This window comes from Arthrobacter koreensis, from assembly GCF_035792275.1.
Taxonomy (GTDB): Bacteria; Actinomycetota; Actinomycetes; order Actinomycetales; family Micrococcaceae; genus Arthrobacter_B; species Arthrobacter_B koreensis_A.
On the sequence record NZ_JAMWKK010000004.1, the window covers coordinates 52,942 to 73,857 of the forward strand.

Consider the following 20,916-nt stretch of genomic DNA (forward strand, 5'->3'; position numbering starts at 1 on the left):
GGCTTAGCGCTTCTCCGTCGTGCGCAGCAGGTAACCCACTCCGCGCTTGGTCTGGATCAGGGCCGGTGCATCAGGGCTGCTGTCGATCTTGCGGCGCAGGTAGGAGATATAGGATTCCACGATCGACGCATCGCCGTTGAAGTCGTACTCCCACACATGGTCCAGGATCTGTGCCTTGGACAGTACACGGTTCGGATTCAGCATGAGGTAGCGAAGCAGCTTGAACTCGGTGGGGGAGAGCTCGATAGTGACCCCGCCGCGCCGGACCTCGTGGGCATCGTCGTCGAGCTCCAGGTCTTCGACCCGGATGACGGCGTCGTCGTCATCCAGGGGCTGGGTCCGGCGGAGCACGGCGCGGATCCGGGCGACAACCTCGTCGAGGCTGAAGGGTTTGGTCACATAGTCGTCCCCGCCGACGGTCAGTCCGGTGACCTTGTCTTCGGTATCATCCCTCGCGGTGAGGAACACCACCGGGAAATGGCGTCCCGCGGCGCGGAGCCGGCGGGTCAGTGTGAATCCGTCCATGTCCGGGAGCATTACGTCCAGGACGGCCAGGTCCGGACTGTGTTCATCCACGGCAGCCAGGGCCTCGCGGCCGTTGCCGGCAGCAACGACGTCGAAGCCGGCAAAGCGCAGCGACGTTGAAAGAAGCTCGCGAATGTTGGGTTCGTCATCGACAACAAGGAGCCTGGCCTCAGGAGCAGATTTAGTCACGTGTCCTAGTTTCTAGCATTTGGCTGACCGTTCCCTGAATGCTAACTCAGTGTCTGCTGTATGAATAGCGGGAACCGGATGCGGCAGCGAGAGGGTGAAGTTCGGGATGAACGGCCGCGTCCCGGGCAGAGACAGGTCCGGGCACCGGGGAGCATTGAAGGTAAGTGAAATGCAGCTGAACCGGCGAAAGGGGAACAAGGATGCTTGGAACAACACCCGGGCCCAGGCAGCGGTCTCCCCGTCACACGGCGGCCGGACCTGCGAGGCTGCCGGTAGACCGCAGGCCCCCGGCCGGCGACCCGGCGCTGCGGGACGAAGCCGCGCCCGTCACCGCGGAAGAGCAGCGGGTCCTCCCGGCGCAGGCTGTGATTGCCGGACACTGGCCGGTGAGTTTCTACCGGCACGAACGGAGTCTGCAGCTGCCGGACCAGAACGGTACCGACGCTTAAACCCACGGACCGCCGGAGAGCTGCCGGGCCCCAAACCGGCCGGCCTCCGGCATGCAGCGGCGATCCGGTGCCCCAACGCCGGGCAGCCGCAGCCAGCGGGAATCCAGGCTTCCTTCGGGGAGCCTGGATTCCGGTTAAAGCACGCCCCGGCGCATGGCTTCACTCAGGGCCTCGTCCCGGCCGGATACACCGAGCTTCCGGTAAAGGCCCCGCAGCTGGGACTTGACCGTGTTCACCGATACATAATGCACGGCGGCTATCTCTGCGAGTGAACCGGTATGGACGAGCGACTCCAGGATCGCCAGCTCACGCGGAGTCAGTTCGGGCATGCCCGCAGTACTCCCAATGACACCTTGCGTGAGAGCCCCCAGACCCACGTCCAGACCGGCTTCCGCCGCGGCGCTGCGGACACGGTCGAGGTCTGCAGCGGGAAGGAGCGCAGTAGAGAGCCTAAGGCCGTGGTTTAGGTACAGGTTCGACAGCCGGGCCAGCTCGAGTTTCACCGCGGGAGTGGATCCGGGTTCCAGCTGGAGACGGGCAGCAACCGACAGCCCGGTCACCTCGGCCTGCTGCCGGTAGGAGCCGCCGGTGCCCACCCGGGCGACGGCGCTGAGGGCCTTGCCCGCCTGCCCGCCCGCGAGGTGGACGCGTGCCGTCACCAGTTCACGCTGGGGCTTCGGCAGGCTTCCCGCCACCGCAAGGGCCCTGCCCGGCAGCCCGGCAGCAAGCAGGAGCAGGGACTGCGCCCGGCCCAGCCGTGCCCGTTCCGGCCCGCTGACAGGCGGCAGCTCCGGCTGGCGGGACAGGACCTCTTCCAGCCGGGCCAAGGCGGGCGCCGGGTTGCCCGCAGCAAGATCCGACACTGCGTCCAGGTACCTGGTCCGGGGCCACAGTTCCATGGCATCTGCCTGGTCGAGGATCCCCGCCAGGGCGGACTTGGCTGATGCCGGGTCCCCTGCTTCGAGGGCAGCCATGGCCTCAGCCAGGCGGAGGGGGTCTCAGCGTAGTGGTGCAGGCTGCCGTCCCCCCAGCCCAGTTTCCTGCACCGCCGCAGGAAACCGGCAGCTCCCGGAAGGTCCCCCTTTTCGGCCAGGAGACAGGCAGTGAGGGAGTGGTAATAGCCCTCGTAATCCGGCTGGTCCTGGGCCGCGGCGAGCGAAGCGGCCTGCGTGAAGGCCGTCTCTGCTTCCGCATGGGCCTCGGCGCACCAGAGGGAGATACCCAGGTGGGCCACGGCGACGGACTCGAGCGGTCCAATCCTTCCGCGTTCAGCCAAGGGCATCTCTGCGTAGGCAAGCAGCCCCGACCTCGCGCGGGCCGCGGACCTGTCAGCCTGGCCGCTTCCCCGCAGCACGACTGCCTCAATGAGAATCAGCAGCAGCCGCTCGGCTTCGGGCATGGACCGGATGAGGGTACGGGCGCCGGAAAGCGCCAGTGACGCCAGTTCGGCGCCCCGTACACGGCGAAACGCCGACGAGTTGTAGAGGACGGCAAGGGCCAGGGCAGGGGCAGGCTGCCGTGCCAGCCTGAGCAGTGATACTCCTTCAAGGAGTTTTCTGGTCTCCGCTCCGTGGAACGTGAACAGCTCCAGGGCTCAGTTGCGAATGACGTCGGTAGCAAGGTCCAGGCTGTCCGCACCCGTCGCGTGGCGGAGGGCTTCCAATGCCTGCCCCTCCGCCAGGAAATACCGTGCACACGCTTCTTCCAGGGCGGCAAGGCGCGCGCCGCGCGTTTTCCGTGCACGGGACAGCAGGGCGCCGCGCAGCAGGGGAACGACGGCGGCGCCGCCGTCGGGCGTCCGGCAGATCGCCGAGGCGCTGGCAGGAACCGGCCTGGATGAGCAGGCGGAAGAAGTCCGGCACCTGACCGGCGGTTTGCCCCGCTGGGCAGGACCTCGGGTACCGCGGCCGCCAGCATATGGTGAGCAGCAGCACCAGGTCCGTGACCCACTCAGCGCCAAGGATGGTCACCAAGCTCAACAGGGTCGCCACAATGATGACCGGCTGCAAATATGGCCTGAAGAACCCGAGGTAGTTCTGATTGCCGAACTGATAAATACTCTTCCGGGCATCCCAGGTACGCCAGGTGCCCTTATATGCCGCTATACCGGAAATGAGCAGATAAGCGATTCCACCCACAGCCACTGCAATAAAAAGGATAGTCCCGGCCGTCACCATAGCTTCAGGTTTTCCCACGCTTCCTTAAAGCCACCTGCCACAGCTTCCTCTATGTCCGTCTCCCAAGCATTCCTGGCGAAGTTCCCGACGCCTTCTCCAACGGCTCCGCCGATCCGCCCTCCCACTGCTCCCACGAGGGTCCCGACCACCGGCATTTCCTCCTGCCGGCAAAACCAAATACGTTCCCTGTGTCGAAGCGTGTGCGACGCCAAGAGCCTAACGCAGGAATGAAAAGGGGGCTATGGGGAGAACTGCCCATGGGGATAACCCGTACTGTGCCCTGAAAAGCGGGAATTGAAAGAAGCTAGGCGGACTTTTCGATGTCCGCAGCGTCCTGGATGGAGTAGGCGTAGCCCTGTTCGGCCAGGAAACGCTGCCGCTTGGCTGCGAAGTCCTGGTCAAGGGTGTCCCGCGCGACGACGGTGTAGAAGTGGGCGGCCCGGCCGTCCGACTTTGGACGCAACAGGCGGCCCAGCCGCTGGGCCTCTTCCTGGCGGGAACCGAAGGAACCGGATACCTGAATGGCCACCGATGCTTCGGGCAGGTCGATGGAGAAGTTGGCTACCTTGGAAACAACCAGGGTCTTCAGCTTCCCTTCGCGGAAGTCATTGAAGAGCCGCTGGCGTTCCTTGACCGGCGTTCCGCCCTTGATGACCGGGGCATCCAGCCGCTCAGCGAGCTCATCGAGCTGGTCGATGTACTGTCCGATCACCAGGATCTGGTCGCCCTCGTGCCTGCGGACCAGGTCCTGAACCACCTTGGACTTGGTCTCCGAAGTGGAACACAGCCGGTACTTGTCGCCGTCCTCCGCCATGGCATAAGCAACCCGTTCGTCCCGCGGCAGGTCAACCCGGACTTCGATGCACTCTGCCGGGGCAATGTAGCCCTGCGCCTCGATGTCCTTCCAGGGCGCGTCGTAGCGTTTGGGGCCGATCAGCGAGAACACTTCGCCTTCGCGGCCGTCTTCGCGGACCAGCGTGGCGGTGAGTCCCAGCCGGCGGCGGGCCTGCAGGTCAGCGGTCATGCGGAAGATCGGTGCCGGGAGCAGATGGACCTCGTCGTAAATGATCAGGCCCCAGTCGTTGGCATCCAGCAGTTCCAGGTGCGGATACAGCCCTCCGCGCTTGAGGGTGAGCACCTGGTAGGTGGCGATGGTGACCGGGCGGACTTCCTTGACCGCACCGGAGTACTCCCCGATTTCATCTTCGGTCAGCGAGGTGCGTCGCAGCAGTTCGTCCTTCCACTGCCGTGCCGAAACCGTGTTGGTGACCAGGATCAGCGTGGTGGTGGAGCTGGTGGCCATGGCCGCAGCACCCACTAGGGTCTTCCCGGCGCCGCAGGGCAGCACCACAACTCCGGAGCCGCCGGCCCAGAAGTTTTCCGTTGCCAGCTTCTGGTAGGGACGCAGCGCCCAGCCGTCCTCGTCCAGCAGGATGGGGTGCGGGGTGCCGTCAACGTACCCGGCCAGGTCTTCCGCGGGCCAGCCCAGCTTCAGCAGGAGCTGCTTGAGCTGGCCGCGCATCGCGGACTGGACCACCACGGTTTCGCCGTCGATCCGTGGGCCCAGCAGCGGCTGGATCTTCTTGGCGTGCAGCACTTCCTCGAGGACCGGGTAGTCATTGGTGCGCAGCACCAGGCCGTGCTGCGGGTCCTTCTCCAGCCGCAGCCGCCCGTAGCGGGACATGGTTTCCTCGATGTCCACCAGAAGGGTGTGCGGTACCGGGAAACGGGAGTAGGTGAGAAGTGTGTTCAGCACCTGCTCGGCGTCCAGACCGGCGGCGCGTGCATTCCACAGTCCCAGCGGGGTGAGACGGTAGCTGTGGATGTGTTCGGGAGCGCGCTCAAGCTCAGCGAACGCTGCAATGGCGTGCCTGGCCTCGACGGCCGAGGGATGGTCCACTTCCAGCAGGATGGTCTTGTCGCTCTGGACGATCAAAGGTCCGTCAACCATGTGCTGGGCTGCCCTCCACTATTTCCACATCCATTATCCGATGTATCGACACTACGCGCTCAACGTCCCGGCGCGGATCGAAGACCCGTACCCGGCCGTCACCTACGGATAGGGGAACGAAGATCTCCTGGCGTTCATTCCCCTGGCTGTCCACTACTCCCATACGCACTGAGCTCTTGGTGCGGATGGCCTTCCGCAGGGTTTCCAGGCCTACCAAGGGGACCGATTCGTCGGGTTTGGCAGCCACGGCGGGCCCCCGGCCGCGCAGCGCAGCAAGCTGGGCATCGAGGTCATCCTCCGTCAGCTCCCACTGGTTCACGCGGGTGGAGGATGACGACGGCGCCGGAACAGGAGGGCGGGCATGGGAACCGGACGCTTCGCGTGCGCGCCCCTCCATGACCGGGGCATAACCCAGGCTGCGGATGGCCTGCGCCAGTTCCTGCGGTGTTGCAGCCGAGGCGATCACGGTAGGCGCGAGCCGGGTCAGGCCCAGGACAGCCGCCCGCGGATCGGCCATCAGAGCGTTCAGCCCGGGCTCATCGTCGCTGCGCAGATAGGACCACGCTGCTCCGATGCGCAGGCGACCGTGCCGTGCCGCGGTGTCTTCCACCAGGTAACGCAGCGGCTGCGGAACTTCGGTGGCGGAGTAGTGCGAAAGAAACTCAAGGATGGAAGCGGCATCAAGGTCGGCGTCGAGGGCCCGGCGGACCGAATTTGCAGAGAAACGGTAGATCGTGGCCGGCCCCTGCCCTTCGGCGTCGGCTACCAGCGCCAGCTGCCGGGCAACCTTGGGATCAAGGTATCCCGGTGCCACGGCAGTGAGGTCTGCCTGCAGCAGGAAGGAACTCAGCGGCTCAGGCAGGGCCTCGCGGAGCCGGTTTGCGGCCCCGTCCAGGTCCCCTGCGGCCACCGCGCGGCCAAGCTCCGTCAGGGCGCCGGATCCGACCAGCCCCAGCTGGGCAGCTTCCTTCAGGATGCCGGGTACCAGCCGGGCGAAGCGTCGCTGAAGCCGCGGCTGGTACCAGGTCAGGGCGCTGATCAGGTCTTCGGCGTCGTAGGCGCCCGAGTGCCCTTCTTCCAGGCTTTCGGCCGCGGACAGGGAAGAGAACATCTCAAGCATGCGGCGACGCACCAGTGGTGCATCGGGCCGCGAAAGTTCCGCGGCCAGGGCATTGACGGAGCCCCCGCCCGGCAGCGGACCGCCAACCAGCGACGGCGCGCGCTCAGCTTCGAGCCAGGCCCGGACAAGGTGCTGCCACTGCAGCTCCCGGTCCATCGTGTGCCATTCGCTTTCCGCCGTACCCCAGCGGGACGTCGCAGCATCCAGCACCAGGAGTCCCGAAAGAGCCGCGAGTTCGAGCAGCCATGCGGTGGCCAGCCCGTCCAGCCGCAGCGCTTCGGACATCCGGCGGACCTCGCGCACACCAACACCGCCGGAGCGCAGGGTTCCGATCGGGGCGTCGGCTGCGACGGCCAGCAGTTCCGTCACCAGGCGCAGCGTCTCCGCGACGGCCCCGAAGGCGGCGTTGTCCCGCAGGGCGTGCGGCACCGGGCGCGGTACCGGCGGAACCGGATCCAGCTGGAAGTCCGAGACGATCACATGTCCGCGGGAAGCCTGCCCCACGGGACGCGGCAGCTCAACGTGCAGCGCGTCCAGCGGCACCAGCAGGCCGTGGGCTACCAGCCATTCCACGGGCGTGGGGGAGGGGTTGTCCAGCACCGCCCGGCTGATGGCGGCTTTGCGCGGAATCGTTCCCACCGGGGAGTACTTGAACCGGCGGAGGAGGTCGTGGGTCTGCGGCGGCGCATCGGCCAGGAGAGCCTCCCAGCCTGCCGGATCCGAGACCAGGTGGTGCAGCGAATGAGCTGCCGTGGCCGGAGTGTCCGCCTTCTCGATGGGCAGCCCGCGCTGGCGCAGCCCTTCGACGATTCCCACCAGCCGCTGTCCGAACTCCGGCTGCTGGGCAGCCAGCGTTGAGTAAGGCCGGCCGAGTCCGGCGGGGTACGCGCCCAGCGCTTCGCCCAGGACTGAGACCGGAAGGTAGAACCTGCGTCCGGCGTCGGCCTTTGGGGCACCGGGGTGGGGAGTTGCCCGCCGCAGCAGGGCGAGGCTGTGGAGGTACCCCAGGATGGCATCCAGTGCCTTGATGGTGGACCCGGAAATGGATGACTTCAGCCAGGACGCCGTAGTGCTCAGGTGGGAGTCTTCATTGGTGGTCAGGTCGAGCGCCTCCAGCACCTGCAGCTGCGGGGCCGTGAGTTTTTCAAGGGCCCGCTGTACGCTGATGCGCGTAGACGCACGGGCAGCCAGTGCCTGGAAATCCGGAACCGGAGGAAGCGCCAGGTCCGGCCGGGCGAGTAGGAGCTCACGCAGTTGTTCGTCACTGCGCGCTGCAAGGTCTTCGGCCAATGCTCGGATCGCGGACATCGTCCAATACGTTACCCGAGTGGGACCGAAAACAAACGGGTCAGCCGCGGCGCCGCCGCACGATTGAGTCAATTACCAGCCCCGCCATGATCAGGAAGGCCAGGGGCAGGGCATAGAACGCTCCGGCTGCGAAACCGGGCCAGATAACCTCGCCGCGGAGTGCCTCCAGCAGCAGGGCTGCGAGGCTCGCAACGCCGGCCACGGCAAGTACTGCAGCCAGTGCGGTGGCCGCCAGGCGAAGGGGAGAGCGCTTCCGCTGTACCGGAAGTTGTGCAGCGCTGCCGCTGAAGTCAGTTCCCTGACGGGGGACGGCACCGGTGCTGCCGTGGGTTTTGTCTGCGGGGGCCGGGCCCTGATGCTCCATGGTATTTAACGCTAACAGCTAAAAATCAGGGCACCCAAAGCGGGACAGGCTGAGGATTAGGGGGCTCGGGATATTCTAAAGGGAAGACTCTTCCCCGTAGTATCTCAACAGGCATCCGCCGCCGGTCCGACCGGACACCGGAAGACGGATACACGCGGACGTACCACCCCTTTCATGACGCGGTCGAAAGTCCGCACCCGACAGCTAAGAACGAGGTAAGCGAAGTGCCCATCGGCAAGGTCAAGTGGTTCGACACTGGCAAGGGATTCGGATTCCTGGCCACTGACGACGGCCAGGAAGTCTTCCTGCATGCTTCTGCGCTTCCCGCCGGCGTGAGTGAAGTGAAGCCCGGGACCCGGATGGAGTTCGGCGTGGCCGACGGACGCCGCGGCCCGCAGGCGCTCTCTGCCCGGATCCTGGAGGCACCGCCGTCGGTGGCGAAGGCCACCCGGAAGCCGGCGGACGACATGGCCGTCATTACCGAAGACCTCATTAAACTGTTGGATGGAATCTCCAACGGACTGCGTCGGGGCAGGTACCCCGAGAAGAAGCATGCAACCAAGGTGGCTGCGGTGCTGCGGGCCGTTGCTGATGACCTTGATGCATAGGGGCAGAACCACCGAGTGAAAACTACCGACGCGACAGAAACCCAAGAAGCGACGAAGCCCGCTGCCGCGCGGAAACCTCCGCGCAAGCCGTCCAAGCCGGACGCGGTGCTGGCCGCTGCCGTCGAGACTGCCCGGGCCGGGCTGCTGGAGGTCGTGCCGGAAGAGCAGATAGGGGAATGGCTGAGCGCTGTTCCCGAAGCGGACCGGCTGGTCACCCACCGGTTCCGGGCCAACCGTCCCGGCTATCGCGGCTGGGAATGGTATGCCACGGTGGCGCGGGTTCCCCGAGGCAAGGCCGCGACCGTCTGCGAGGTGGGGCTGCTGCCCTCTGCCGACGCCGTCCTGGCACCCGAGTGGGTCCCGTGGTCCATGCGCATCCGTCCCGAGGACGTTGCTGCGCAGGAAAGCCTGAAGGAACAGGACGCTGCGGCGGCCGATACTGCGACTGAGGAAGAAACCGCAGGTACGCCTGCGGCCACGGAGGACGAATAAGCGGTGAGTGCACGGAACGCGGTTCACTATCCCGGAAGGGAGAAGTGAACCCAAATGTTCCGTTCGCTTCGAATATTCAACTACCGCATCTGGTTCCTTGGAGCACTGGTTTCCAACATCGGAACCTGGATGCAGCGCACCGCCCAGGACTGGCTGGTCTATGACATCCTGACGAACCAGGACGCCGCCGCGATGGGCATCGTCATGGCCCTCCAGCTCGGTCCGCAGCTGCTGCTTGCTCCGTGGGCGGGACTGATCGCGGACACCTACGACCGGCGCAAGGTCCTGCTCTCCACCCAGGTGGCCATGGCAGCGCTGGGCGCAGGGCTGGGCCTGCTGGTGCTCTCAGGCCACGCGCATCTGTGGCACGTGTACGCTTTCGCGCTGGCGCTCGGCGTGGTCTCCGCCATTGATGCCCCGGCCCGGCAGAGCTTTGTCTCCGAGGTGGTCAGCGAGGAGAACCTGCCCAACGCCGTCGCGCTCAACAGCGCCTCCTTTAACGGTGCGCGCATGATCGGCCCTGCCGCTGCCGGACTGCTGACGGTGGCCGTTGGGCCAGGGTGGGTCTTCCTTATTAATACCGTGACCTTCGCGGCCATGGTGTTGGCGCTGCTGAAGATGCGTTCGTCCGAACTGCGCGTACTGCCGAAGGCACCGCCCGGCAAGGGCAGGATCCGGGCAGGCCTGAAATACGTGCGGTACCGGCCGGACCTGATCATGGTGCTGGTGGCCATTTTTATCGTGGGTACGTTCGGGCTGAACTTTGCCGTGTATATAGCAGCCATGGCGCGCACCGAGTTTGGCCAGGACGCGGGAATCTTCGGGCTGCTCAACTCGATCATGGCCATCGGATCGGTTGCGGGTGCGCTGCTTTCCGCCCGCCGGGACAAGCCGCGGCTGAGGTTCATCTTCGGGGCAGCCGGGGCCTTTGGCGTGGCGTGCATGATTGCTGCGCTGTCTCCAAACCTCTGGATTTTTGCGCTGTCCCTGATCCCGGTGGGGTTGTTCGCGCTGACGCTGATGACCAGCGCCAATGCCTATGTCCAAACCACTACGACGCCGGTGATGCGGGGCCGGGTCATGGCCCTCTACTTTGCGATCTTCCTGGGCGGCACCCCGCTGGGAGCGCCCATCGTGGGCTGGGTGTCAAATGCGTTCGGCCCCCGCTGGAGCCTGGGCGTCGCCGCGGCTTCCGGGCTGGTCACCGCCGTCATCGGCCTGGTCTGGGCCTGGCGTTCACACCACCTGCGGCTGCACTACGACCGTACGGTCCGGCGCCGCCTCTACCTGACCAGCAGCGCCAGCGAGGGCACCGCCGCGGACTTATCCAACGAGGACCCCGGCCCGCGCTAGCGGAACCGGGGCCCTCGTTGGTCAACCCAGCCGGTCGGAACCCGGCTGTTTGGCTGGTTAGGAGTGTTCGATCACGTAGTCGATGCACTCCAGCAGCGCGCTGACATCATCAGGTTCGATTGCCACGAACGTGGCAATGCGCAGCTGGTTGCGGCCGAGCTTCCGGTACGGCTCCACATCCACGATGCCGTTGGCCCGCAGTGTCTTGGCGATGGCCGCTGCGTCGATCGAATCGTCGAAGTCGATGGTGGCAATGACGTTCGAGCGGTCCTCCGCCCGGGCCACGAACGGGGAAGCGACGCCGGACTTCTCAGCCCAGGAGTAGATCCGTCCGGCCGAGTCAGCGGTGCGGGCGGCGGCGAAGTCCAGGCCGCCGTTGGAGTTCAGCCACTGGATCTGTGCATCCAGGGTGACCAGCGTAGAGAGCGACGGCGTGTTGTACGTCTGGTTCAGCCGCGAGTTGTCCACCGCGGTCTGCAGGTTCAGGAAGTCCGGGATCCAGCGGTCCGAGGCGTTGATCCGGGCCGCACGCTCAAGGGCCGCGGGGGAGAACATGCCAAGCCACAGGCCGCCGTCGGAAGCAAAGTTCTTTTGCGGGGCGAAGTAGTAGACATCGGACTCAGCCAGGTCCACGGCCAGGCCGCCGGCCGCTGAGGTGGCATCAATAAGCACGAGCGAGCCTGCATCGGCCCCGGCCACCCGGCGGACCGGAGCAGCTACACCGGTGGAAGTCTCGTTCTGCGGCCAGGCATAGACGTCAACGCCCTCTTCGGCTGCCGCCTCCGGACGCGTGCCGGGCTCGGCCTTGATGATGCTGGAGGCAGAGAGGAACGGTGCCTTATTGGTGGCCGCAGCGAACTTGGAGCCAAACTCCCCGAAGGAGAGGTGCTGGGCCTTGTTTTCCACCAGGCCGAAGGAAGCGATGTCCCAGAATGCAGTGGACCCGCCCACACCGAGGACCACTTCGTATCCATCGGGTGCGGAGAAGAGGGAGGAAAGGCCATCGCGGACGCTGCCCACCAGGTTCCGCACGGGAGCCTGACGGTGGGAGGTGCCCAGCAGCTTGGCTCCGGCGTCGGACAGTGCCTGGATCTGCTCGGGACGGACCTTGGAAGGACCGGCTCCGAAGCGCCCGTCCCTGGGGAGAAGTTCTGCGGGAATCGTAACGGCGGTATCGCCCATTTTCTGTATGCTCCAAGCGGGTTGGCAGGGTGCTTCACGTACTCCTCTATTCAACACCCCGCGCCCGTGCCGCTCCTATTTGTGACCGTCCCCTGCGGCGGCGTGAGCGGGTGTGCGAATTCTCCCCGGGTTGCGGCGATGGGCTAACGTGGGAGACAAAACCGCCGGCGCGTTCTGCGCCGCTGTGGTGATTCTCTTTTGCACGATTGCTAGGAGCGGCTGGTCATGACGGACCTCATCGACACAACTGAGATGTATCTTCGGACGATCCTTGAATTGGAAGAAGAGAACATCGTGGCCCTGCGGGCCCGGATCGCTGAGCGCCTGCGCCATTCCGGCCCCACCGTCTCCCAGACCATCGGACGGATGGAGCGGGACGGACTGGTGGTTGTGTCCGGAACCCGCCAGCTGGAGCTCACTGACCTCGGCCGGCGCCGCGCCACCGAAGTCATGCGCAAGCACCGGCTTGCCGAGCGGCTGCTGGCAGACGTGATCGGCCTGGACTGGGCCTACGTCCATGACGAGGCCTGCCGGTGGGAACACGTGATGAGCGAACGCGTGGAGCGCCGGCTCTATGACCTGCTGGGCAAGCCCACGGAATCGCCGTACGGGAACCCGATCCCGGGCCTGGAAGCCCTCGGCGGCGAAGCCGTGGTGCAGCCCCCCACCCCGTACCGGGACCTGCTTTCAGCCGTAGCCGAGACCGCCGGGCAGCCGATGCTGCTGGAACGCCTGGCAGAACCGATCCAGGTGGACCCCGAACTGCTGACCCAGCTCGACGAAGCCGGACTGCGGCCGGGCGCCACGATCACGGCCGAGGTGGTGGGCGGCTATATCTCCGTCCGGGTGCCCGGCATTGAAGGGGCCCTTGAACTGCCTGCCGAAGTGGCTTCGCACGTATTCGTTTCCGCGCCCGCTTCGTGACCTCCCGCCGCGCCAGGTAACGGAATGGTATCTTTTGGCCATTTTCCCCTATAGTGGCTTCTGACTACAGCAACAACACCGTTCACCGGTCCAACAGCCTAACCCTGCCACTGGACCGCAGGTGCAACCGTTCGCGGGCAGGGGCGGAGGACCCACCAACCGGCAGCACTGCTGCCTTGGGGTGAAGCCTTCGAGCAGCACAGGACTATCCACATGGGATGTCACTGTGTGTCGCAGGCCGAGTTTCTCTACTCGAATCCGACAGCTAACTTCGCAGGCTTGTTAGAGAGGGAACCACTTGTCGAAGCATGCTGCTTCGGGCAGGCGCAGGGCTGAAACTCCTGCCGTCGAACTGCGCCCGCGCACCGCTGCCCGGTCCGCCGGAAGGCGCCGTGCAGAGCCTGTCCACCGCCCCGTTGGCGGGACCGCCCAGAAATTCGCCATTGCCGCCGCTGCCTCCGGGCTGGTCCTGACAGTAGCGGTGCCGACGACGGCGGCCGCCACGGATCCGGCCATGGAACCGCAGCCGGTGGCTGCCGAACCGGTATACGCCAACCCGGATGCCGTCCTTGACTTTGAGCGGGCCGCGCTGACCGCCAAGTTCGATCCCGATGCCAAGCTCCGCGGCCTCAGCGTCGCAGGCAACGACGTCACCCCGGCCGCTGCCAAGGGCACGCTGGCCACTCCGCTGAAGTCCGACCTGGTTCAGACTTCTTCCTTCGGTTACCGGGTCAGCCCCATCACCGGTTCCGCAGGTGAGCTGCATACGGGCCAGGACTTCGCCGCAGCCTGCGGCACTGAAGTGACCGCGGCAGCCGCCGGAACTGTGAAGTCTGCAGGCTGGCACGCCCTGGGCGGCGGCAACCGTGTGGTGGTCGATCACGGCAACGGCGTTGAAACCACGTACAACCATCTCTCCGCCATCAGCGTGTCCGTTGGTGACACGGTGGAGCGGGGACACCTGGTCGGTGCCAGCGGAACCACGGGCGCCTCGACCGGCTGCCATTTGCACTTCGAAGTACTCGTTAACGGCACTCCCGTCGACCCCCTGGGCTGGTTGTGACCGCTCCAACGCGCTTTCGTGACCTGAGCGTGACATTTCCCTGATGTTGTTATATTCTCGTCACCGTGCCTGATTCGCCAAAGATCAGGCACTCTCGAACAGATCGCCGAGCTCTGCCACTGTTTGAGATCCGTTCGCAAAATCGCATGGCAGAGGCGGGGGAACCAATTTCGGGTTTCGCAAGAAGCCCTAGGGGTTAAGTTGCCGGACTTAGCGGTCCAGCAACCGGGTGACTCCCATCCGAATCCGACAGCTCACCTCGCAGGCATTGGGAGAGGCAAAACTGTGTCATCAGTCAATTCCGGCCGCCATCGTGCAGCCTCCGCGCCTGTAAGCCCGCTTACCGCGCTGTCCAAAGCAGTAACCGCCAACGCAGGATCCGTGGGCCGCCAGGCCGCCGTGGTCGTCGCAGCTTCCGGCCTCGTCCTGGCCGCAGGCATGCCGGCACAGGCTGCTCCGGTCTCCACCGACCGCCAGGCCCTCGAGGCCACCCCCCTGAACGTTGTGACCTCCAACGGGACCGTCACGGTCTCCGAGCAGGCACCCTTCGAACTTCCGGTCCAGCCGCTCGCCGGCTCCCTGTCCGGGGCTGAGACCCGCGCACAGATCGCCGCCGCTGAGCAGGCCGCAGCCGAGGAAGCCGCTGCAGCTGCCCTGGCCGTGCAGCAGGAAGCCGCTGCCGCCCAGCAGGCCGCCGCTCCCGCTCCGGCACCGGCTGCAGGCATCACCACCGCATCCTCCACTCCCGCTCCCGCCCCCGCACCGGCAGCAGCCAGCGGCGTAGCCGCCGGCCTGGTTGCCTCCGCCTACTCCCAGATCGGCGTTGCGCAGGACTGCACCGCAATGGTCGAGAAGGCCCTGCGCTCGGTTGGCAAGTCCGTCGGCGACCTGGCTCCCGGCCAGTTCTTCGCCTACGGCACGGTTGTTGGCAGCCCGCAGGCCGGCGACCTTGTCATCACCGGCGGCCACGTTGCCATCTACGTCGGCAACGGCCAGGTCATCAGCGGTGGCCTCAACGGCATGAACACCGGCCTGCACTCGCTGTCCGATCTTCCCGGCGCAAGCTTCGTCCGCGTCAGCTGACGCCCAGTTGCCAGAAATCACGGAGAAAAACCGCAAATGACCACGTCAACTGAGCGTGCGCGCCACCGCGCGCCCGTGCAGCGCAATGCTTCCCTGACTGCCCTTGCCGACGCTGTCAGCAGCGCAGGCACCGTCGGCCGCCAGGCAGCCGTTATCGCAGCTGCGTCCGGCCTTGTCCTCAGCACCGGTGTAGCTGCAAATGCAGCCGGTCCTGAGATTGCCCGCGATGTGCAGACCAGCAAGCTGGATCTGTCCTCCATTCCGCTCCAGGTTCCCGCCGACGCCGTCGGACCGGACCTCAGCCTGACTCCCGTTCCGGGCGTAACTGTGGCCCCCGAGGTTACCGTGCAGTCCCAGGAAGTGACCGCTCCTGCTGTGCAGGAAGCCGTTGCGGGGAATGCTGCCGGCACCACCACCACGGCGGCGGCACCGGCCGCAGCGCAGGCTGCACCGGCTCCGGCCGTGGCGTCCTCCGGCGTGGCGGCAACCATCGCGGCCGCAGCCTACGCCCAGCTGGGCGTCATGCAGGACTGCACCATGCTTGCCACCAACGCTCTGGCAGCAGCAGGCATCAACTACCACGGATGGCCTGCCGGATACCTCTCCCTCGGCCGGACCGTCAGCGCCTCGGAAGCAATTCCGGGCGACCTGATCTACTACGCCGACGGCGGCATGGGCATGGCCCACATCGCTGTCTACGTTGGCAACGGCCAGGCCGTTCATGGCGGTTTCTTCGGAAACCAGACCGTGGTTGCACCGGCTGAGCTGGGCTCCGGCGGCGTTTACATCCGCGTAGGCGGCTAAGCAGTACCGAATGACACAGTGAAGGGCCCTGCCGGAAACGGCAGGGCCCTTCTGCCGTTTCCGGACGGTTGCGGGCACCTCGGCGGGGCAGGCGGCTCCGCACCGGGATGGGGCGTTCCCGGTGCGGTTAAATGGCGGGATCGGGCTGCGCGGCTTACCCTTGCAGTGAACATTCGAAGTACCGCGCGGCCGGTGGACGTTGTTTTTCTTCCCGGCGGCGGGCAGGCGAAGAGGAACGTGCATGCGAACCCTGGTTCTCAACGCGGGCTATGAGCCGCTGGCGGTGGTTACCTTCCGGCGTGCGCTGGTGCTCGTCCTGACCGGAAAGGCCAGTGTCCTGGCCGAGAGCGGTGATCCCGTGGTGGGCCCCGGCGACGTTTTCGGCCGCCCGTCGGTGATTCTCCTTAACAGGTACGTGAACATCCCCTACCGGGATTCGAGCGTAGCGACCCGGCGGGGTGTGCTCCGGCGGGACAGCCACTGCTGCGCGTACTGCGGCAAGGCCGCAGCAACCGTGGACCATGTGGTGCCGAAATCGCGCGGCGGGCAGGACAGCTGGGAGAACCTGGTGGCCTGCTGCCTTCGCTGCAATAACAAGAAGGGGGACAGAACGCTGAACCAGCTGGGCTGGAAGCTGCGTTTCACGCCGCGCGCGCCGCACGGCACGCGGTGGCAGATCCGTGAGCTGGAGCAGCCCGCTGCACAGTGGAGTCCTTTCCTGGGAGACACGGCTGCATGAGCGGACCGGTGCCGGCGGGTTACGACGCCGTGATCCTGGCCGGCGGCCGGTCTTCCCGCCTGAACGGGGAACCCAAGGCTGAACTGGAAGTTGGGGGAGAGGCCCTGCTGGTGCGTACGCTGAAGGCCGCACACGGTGCCGCGTACGTGGCCGTAGCCGGGCCGCCGTCCCTGGCCGGACTGCTTCCTGTGTCCGGAGAAACTGCCCTCCTGGTTCGTGAGGATCCGCCCTTTGCCGGGCCGGCAGCAGCCGTCGGGGCTGCGCTGACTGCGATTGCGAGCTCTGCGGACCGGGACGGCAGGGCCCGAAGCCCGTGGACCCTTGTCCTGGCATGCGACATGCCTGAGATTCAGCGCGCTGTTCCGGTGCTGCTGGCCGCAGCGGCGGCGGACCCCAGCCGATCAGTGCTGGCGGTGGATACAGCCGGAAAGGTCCAGCCGCTGGCCGGTCTGTACCGCACCGGCTCCCTCCTCGACGCCGCGGCAGCAGGGCCGGATGGACTGGCAAATCTCTCAATGTTCAGCATGCTTGCTAGGGTGCAGTGGAGAGAGGTTGCCGTTCCGGAGGGAAGCACTGCGGACGTGGACACCTGGGCCGATGCCGGCAAGTGGGGCATCCAGCCGGGGACACGCACCGATGCTCCACCACCCGGATCCGCAGCCGCCGCCAAGGACTAAGGAGCCAAGATGGGTACCCAGCAGAAGGAACTCGAGAAGTGGACGCAGCGGTTGCTGCAGGCCTTTGAGCTTGACGGAACGCAGGTGGACATCGACGCCGTGCTGGACCTGGCGGCCGCAGCAGCCCACAGCGTGGTGCGCCCCGCGGCGCCCCTCACCACCTTTGTTGCCGGACTTGCGGCAGGCCTCGCCGCAGGGAGCGGGCAGGCAGACGAAAACGTTGCCATGCGTGCAGCTATCAGGGCTGCCCAGCGCGAATGCGACGCTGAAGCAGACCGGAAGGAGTCAAAGTGAACGGTCCCGCACCCCTGATCCTGCCTCTGCAGCCCAATACCTCCTGGCAGGAGGCGAGGAAGGCAGCGTACGCCGCAGCACGTCCGCTTCCGTTTGAAACGGTCCCCCTCGCCGAGGCACTTGGGCACACCCTGGCCTCCGACGCCGTCGCGCTCCATCCGGTGCCGCACTACGCATCGTCCGCCATGGACGGATGGGCAGTGGCGGGTCCGGAACCGTGGACAATCGTTGTGCCTGAGCCTGAACCGGAACCCTGGCAGATCCACAAGGAATCCGGCCGGCGGCCGCTGCAGTCCGGCGAGGCAGTGTCCATCCTGACCGGCGGACTGGTTCCCGCCGGGGCGGAAGCGGTCCTCCGGACGGAAAACGGAGTGCTGACCCCCGGCGAACCTGCCACCCTGCGCCGGGCGCCCACGGCGAGGGAAGACGAACCGCGGCTCGGGGAGCACATCCGTCCCGCTGGCGAAGAAGCCGCTGCCGGAGAGACCACGATTGCTGCCGGCACTGTCCTGAACCCGGCGCACATCGCCCTTGCCGCCGTCTGCGGCCATGACACCTTGCCGGTGCTGCGCGCACCCCGCGTCTCGATGCTTTTCACCGGTGACGAGGTTATTGAATCGGGCCTGCCTGAATCAGGGCAGGTGCGTGACACCTTCGGACCCCAGCTGCCGCAGCTGGTTGAAATGCTGGGCGGCCGCGCGGACGTGGTCCGCCGGCTGCCGGACCGGCTGGACGAGGTGATTGCGGCCCTCAGTACCGACGCCGTGGACGAAACCTCCCTCGCCATGTCCTCAGGAGACGTCTTGGTGACCACGGGAGGTACAGGCATCTCCGATGCAGACCACCTGCGCCGGGCCCTGGATGCAGTCGACGCTGAACTGCTGATTGACGGAATAGCCATGCGTCCGGGTCATCCCACCCTGATGGCCCGGCTGCAGGATGGCCGGTTCGTCGTGGCGCTGCCCGGCAATCCGCTCGCCGCCATGATGGCCGTCTTTACCGTGCTCCAGCCGCTGCTGGAAGGGCTGCGCGGAGCACCGGCCGGAAGGAACTACCATGTGCTGGCCGGTGTGGATGTGGCCCCGCTGCCGGGACGCACCCGCCTGGTTCCGTGCCGGATCCAGGACGGGCGCGCCATTCCCTCGCAGTACTTCCGTTCAGGCATGCTCCGCGGGCTGGCCGAGGCCGACGCCGTCATGGTGCTGCCCGAAGAGGGCTGCACCGCGGATCAGTCCGTCAGCGCGCTGCCTCTGCCGTGGCCGGTGAAGCAGCCTCCAGCCGGATAATCACGGACTTGGAAGTGGGGGTGCCGCTGACTTCGGCAACGGAGTCCAGCGGCACCAGTACGTTCGCCTCCGGGTAGTACGCCGCAGCGCACCCAACGGGGGTGTTGTAGGCGACTGCGCGGAAGGACTCGGCGCGGCGTTCGACGCCGTCCTCGTATTCGGAGACCATGTCCACCATGTCTCCGTCCTTCAGCCCGGCCGCAGCGAGGTCCGCGTCGTTCACGAACACCACGCGGCGTCCGCCGTAGATCCCGCGGTAGCGGTCGTCCTTGGCATAGACCGTGGTGTTGTACTGGTCGTGGGCGCGCAGCGTCTGCAGGATCAGCCGCCCCTCGGGCACCTTGGGGTAGTCCAGCTCATTTGCGGTGAACCGGGCCTTGCCGGTTGCCGTGGCGAACCGGCGTCCGTCGCGAGGTCCGTTGGGCAGGACGAAACCGCCGCCGCCGTACTTGATCTTGGACTCGAACCCCTCAAAGCCTGGAATGACGTTCTCGATATGCCGGCGGATAAGGGAGTAGTCGGCACGGCAGGCTATCCAGTCCAGCTGCGGGGCGTTCGCCCGGTACGGGGCCGTGTCGCCGGTGAACAGGCGTTCGGCCAGTTCGCACACGATCGCGACTTCGGAACGGACCTCGGGTCCCGGAGGATCCAGCCTGCCCTGCGAGGCGTGCACGGCGCTCATCGAATCCTCCACCGTCACGCGCTGGTCACCGCCGGCCTGGGTGTCCCGGTCCGTCCTGCCCAGCGCGGGAAGGATCAGGGCACGCCGGCCGTGGACCAGGTGGGACTTGTTCAGCTTCGTGGACACCTGGACCGTGAGTTCGGTGTTGCGCAGTGCGTCCTCGGTGACAGCGGAGTCCGGGGTGGCGCGGATGAAGTTGCCGCCCATGGCCATGAACACCCGGACCTTGGAGTCGCGCATGGCCCGGATGGCGTTGACGGTGTCGAACCCGTGGCGGCGCGGCGACGCGAAGCCGAATTCGGCGTCGAGCTTGTCATGGAACGCCTCCGGCATGCGCTCGAAGATGCCCATGGTGCGGTCGCCCTGGACGTTGGAGTGCCCGCGGACGGGGCAGACGCCGGCGCCGGGGCGTCCAACGTTGCCCTGCAGCAGCAGCACGTTGACGATGTCGCGCAGCATGGCCACGGAGTGCTTGTGCTGCGTGAGGCCCATGGCCCAGCACACCACCGTCGACTTTGAAGCGGTCAGCCGTGCGCCGGTGGTTTCGATCTGAGCGCGGGTCAGCCCGCTGGCGAGGCAGATTTCTTCCCAGGAGGTCTTCCGGATCTCCGCGAGATAGGCATCCAGGCCATCGGTGTAGGAGTCGATGAAAGCGTGGTCGAACACGTTCCCGTGTTCCTCTTCCTGCTCCAGCAGGTACTTGCCCAGGCCCTGGAACAGTGCCTGGTCACCGCCCAGGCGGATCTGGAGGAAGTCGTCGGCCAGCTGGGTGCCGCCGCCAAGCTTGGAGCCCAGCAGGCCCGACGCCGTCTGCGGGTTGTCGAAGCGCAGCAGTCCTGCCTCGGGCAGGGGATTCACGGCGATAATCGTGGCACCGTTTTTCTTGGCCCGCTCCAGGGCGGTGAGCATGCGCGGATGGTTGGTTCCGGGATTCTGTCCGGCGACGATGATCAGGTCTGATCCCTGGACGTCGTCAAGGCTGACGGTGCCCTTGCCGACTCCGAGGGTTTCGGTCAGGGCCGAACCGGAGGATTCGTGGCACATGTTGGAGCAGTCCGGCAGGTTGTTGGTGCCCAGGCCGCGGACCATCAGCTGGTAGAGGAAGGCAGCTTCGTTCGAGGTGCGTCCGGAGGTGTAGAAGACGGCCTGGTCGGGGGTGTCCATCGCGGCGAGTTCCTCGACAATGATGTCGTAGGCCCCGTCCCAGCTGATCGGACGGTAATGCGTATCCCCGGCTTCGAGCACCATGGGGTGGGTCAGGCGGCCCTGCTGGCCCAGCCAGTAGTCGTCCTTTTCCAGCATGTCCGCGATCGAGTGTTCGGCGAAGAACTCCGGCGGAACCTTCCGCTTGGTTGCTTCCTCCGCCACGGCCTTGGCGCCGTTTTCGCAGAACTCGGCAGCGTGCCGCTTGTCCCCTTCGGGCCAGGCGCAGCCGGGACAGTCGAAACCCTTTTTCTGGTTGACGTTCAGCAGCGTCTTGGCACTGCGCAGCGGACCCATCTGGTCGAAGGAAATGCGCAGCGAGTTGATAACCGCGGGAAGGCCCACGGCGTGGGTCTTGGGGTCTGAAACCCTCAGCTCTGATTCGTCGATTCCGTCTTTCGGAGCCTTGCTTGGCACAGCCACCACGTCCTTGTGTAGGAAAT

19 protein-coding genes and 2 riboswitches are annotated in these 20,916 nt (G+C 66.2%); of the genes, 12 read left to right on the plus strand and 7 right to left on the minus strand.

Translation table 11 applies throughout. The features are described from left to right. Positions 1-3: 3 nt before the first annotated feature. Positions 4-714, minus strand: a complete 711-nt coding sequence (locus tag NGB94_RS05190; protein WP_091607814.1) for a response regulator transcription factor — start codon at positions 712-714, stop codon at positions 4-6. Between the two features lie 583 nt (positions 715-1,297). Then, positions 1,298-2,137 carry a helix-turn-helix transcriptional regulator gene (locus NGB94_RS05195; protein ID WP_325789532.1) on the minus strand — a complete coding sequence of 280 codons (840 nt, stop codon included), beginning with the start codon at positions 2,135-2,137 and terminating at the stop codon, positions 1,298-1,300. Positions 2,138-2,274: 137 nt separating this feature from the next. On the opposite strand from NGB94_RS05195, the gene NGB94_RS05200 reads away from it, so the two are divergent. Continuing rightward, positions 2,275-2,601 (plus strand): hypothetical protein, encoded by a 327-nt coding sequence (locus tag NGB94_RS05200; protein ID WP_325789534.1) that lies wholly within the window; start codon positions 2,275-2,277, stop codon positions 2,599-2,601. Positions 2,602-3,644: 1,043 nt separating this feature from the next. Here NGB94_RS05200 and NGB94_RS05205 read toward each other — a convergent pair. Genes NGB94_RS05205 through NGB94_RS05215 form a run of 3 tightly spaced genes read right to left on the minus strand, consistent with a single transcriptional unit; the run spans position 3,645 to position 8,083 of the window. Then, a complete protein-coding gene (locus NGB94_RS05205; RefSeq protein WP_325789536.1) occupies positions 3,645-5,291 on the minus strand; it encodes a DNA repair helicase XPB in 1,647 nt (548 codons plus the stop codon). Further along, positions 5,284-7,719, minus strand: a complete 2,436-nt coding sequence (locus tag NGB94_RS05210) for a helicase-associated domain-containing protein (protein WP_325789537.1) — start codon at positions 7,717-7,719, stop codon at positions 5,284-5,286. Before NGB94_RS05210 ends, NGB94_RS05205 begins: the two co-directional genes overlap by 8 nt. A 40-nt stretch (positions 7,720-7,759) precedes the next feature. Next, entirely contained in the window at positions 7,760-8,083 is a 324-nt protein-coding gene (locus tag NGB94_RS05215; RefSeq protein WP_325789539.1) for a hypothetical protein, read from the minus strand. Positions 8,084-8,307: 224 nt separating this feature from the next. Between NGB94_RS05215 and NGB94_RS05220 the strand changes: the two genes are divergently transcribed. The 3 genes from NGB94_RS05220 to NGB94_RS05230 are packed head-to-tail and all read left to right on the plus strand — an operon-like array spanning position 8,308 to position 10,536. Beyond that, the gene (locus NGB94_RS05220) at positions 8,308-8,691 is read left to right on the plus strand and encodes a cold-shock protein (RefSeq protein ID WP_091607783.1); all 384 of its coding nucleotides are present in this window, start codon (positions 8,308-8,310) and stop codon (positions 8,689-8,691) included. A gap of 15 nt (positions 8,692-8,706) precedes the next feature. Next, on the plus strand, positions 8,707-9,183 hold the full coding sequence (locus NGB94_RS05225; protein WP_325789541.1) for a DUF3027 domain-containing protein: 477 nt from the start codon (positions 8,707-8,709) through the stop codon (positions 9,181-9,183). Between the two features lie 54 nt (positions 9,184-9,237). After that, positions 9,238-10,536, plus strand: coding sequence for an MFS transporter (locus tag NGB94_RS05230; protein ID WP_325789543.1), 1,299 nt, complete (start codon positions 9,238-9,240; stop codon positions 10,534-10,536). 57 nt (positions 10,537-10,593) lie between these two features. On the opposite strand, the gene serC is transcribed toward NGB94_RS05230, so the two are convergent. Next, positions 10,594-11,718: a phosphoserine transaminase gene (gene serC / locus NGB94_RS05235; protein ID WP_325789544.1), complete on the minus strand. Its 1,125-nt coding sequence runs from the start codon at positions 11,716-11,718 to the stop codon at positions 10,594-10,596. Between the two features lie 225 nt (positions 11,719-11,943). Here serC and NGB94_RS05240 point away from each other — a divergent pair, with 225 nt between their 5' ends. From NGB94_RS05240 to NGB94_RS05275, 8 genes are all read left to right on the plus strand, one after another. Then, complete coding sequence (locus NGB94_RS05240) at positions 11,944-12,642, plus strand: metal-dependent transcriptional regulator (protein WP_325789545.1); 699 nt, start codon at positions 11,944-11,946, stop codon at positions 12,640-12,642. A gap of 85 nt (positions 12,643-12,727) precedes the next feature. Next, positions 12,728-12,937, plus strand: a riboswitch (cyclic di-AMP (ydaO/yuaA leader). Positions 12,938-12,940: 3 nt separating this feature from the next. Further along, entirely contained in the window at positions 12,941-13,705 is a 765-nt protein-coding gene (locus NGB94_RS05245) for a M23 family metallopeptidase (protein WP_325789546.1), read from the plus strand. A gap of 94 nt (positions 13,706-13,799) precedes the next feature. Further along, positions 13,800-13,987, plus strand: a riboswitch (cyclic di-AMP (ydaO/yuaA leader). A 3-nt stretch (positions 13,988-13,990) separates the two neighbouring features. After that, a complete protein-coding gene (locus tag NGB94_RS05250; protein ID WP_325789547.1) occupies positions 13,991-14,788 on the plus strand; it encodes an NlpC/P60 family protein in 798 nt (265 codons plus the stop codon). 36 nt (positions 14,789-14,824) lie between these two features. After that, positions 14,825-15,592, plus strand: coding sequence for an NlpC/P60 family protein (locus NGB94_RS05255; protein ID WP_325789549.1), 768 nt, complete (start codon positions 14,825-14,827; stop codon positions 15,590-15,592). Between the two features lie 241 nt (positions 15,593-15,833). Continuing rightward, positions 15,834-16,331 carry an HNH endonuclease gene (locus NGB94_RS05260; RefSeq protein WP_325789551.1) on the plus strand — a complete coding sequence of 166 codons (498 nt, stop codon included), beginning with the start codon at positions 15,834-15,836 and terminating at the stop codon, positions 16,329-16,331. Further along, positions 16,328-17,008: a molybdenum cofactor guanylyltransferase gene (mobA, locus tag NGB94_RS05265; protein WP_325789553.1), complete on the plus strand. Its 681-nt coding sequence runs from the start codon at positions 16,328-16,330 to the stop codon at positions 17,006-17,008. The genes NGB94_RS05260 and mobA overlap by 4 nt, the downstream gene beginning before the upstream one ends. A 9-nt stretch (positions 17,009-17,017) precedes the next feature. After that, positions 17,018-17,302 carry a DUF6457 domain-containing protein gene (locus NGB94_RS05270; protein ID WP_325789555.1) on the plus strand — a complete coding sequence of 95 codons (285 nt, stop codon included), beginning with the start codon at positions 17,018-17,020 and terminating at the stop codon, positions 17,300-17,302. Further along, positions 17,299-18,588 (plus strand): molybdopterin molybdotransferase MoeA, encoded by a 1,290-nt coding sequence (locus tag NGB94_RS05275; RefSeq protein WP_325789556.1) that lies wholly within the window; start codon positions 17,299-17,301, stop codon positions 18,586-18,588. The genes NGB94_RS05270 and NGB94_RS05275 overlap by 4 nt, the downstream gene beginning before the upstream one ends. On the opposite strand, the gene NGB94_RS05280 is transcribed toward NGB94_RS05275, so the two are convergent. Beyond that, positions 18,539-20,890, minus strand: a complete 2,352-nt coding sequence (locus tag NGB94_RS05280; RefSeq protein ID WP_325789557.1) for an FdhF/YdeP family oxidoreductase — start codon at positions 20,888-20,890, stop codon at positions 18,539-18,541. The genes NGB94_RS05275 and NGB94_RS05280 overlap by 50 nt on opposite strands. Between the last annotated feature and the right edge of the window lie 26 nt (positions 20,891-20,916).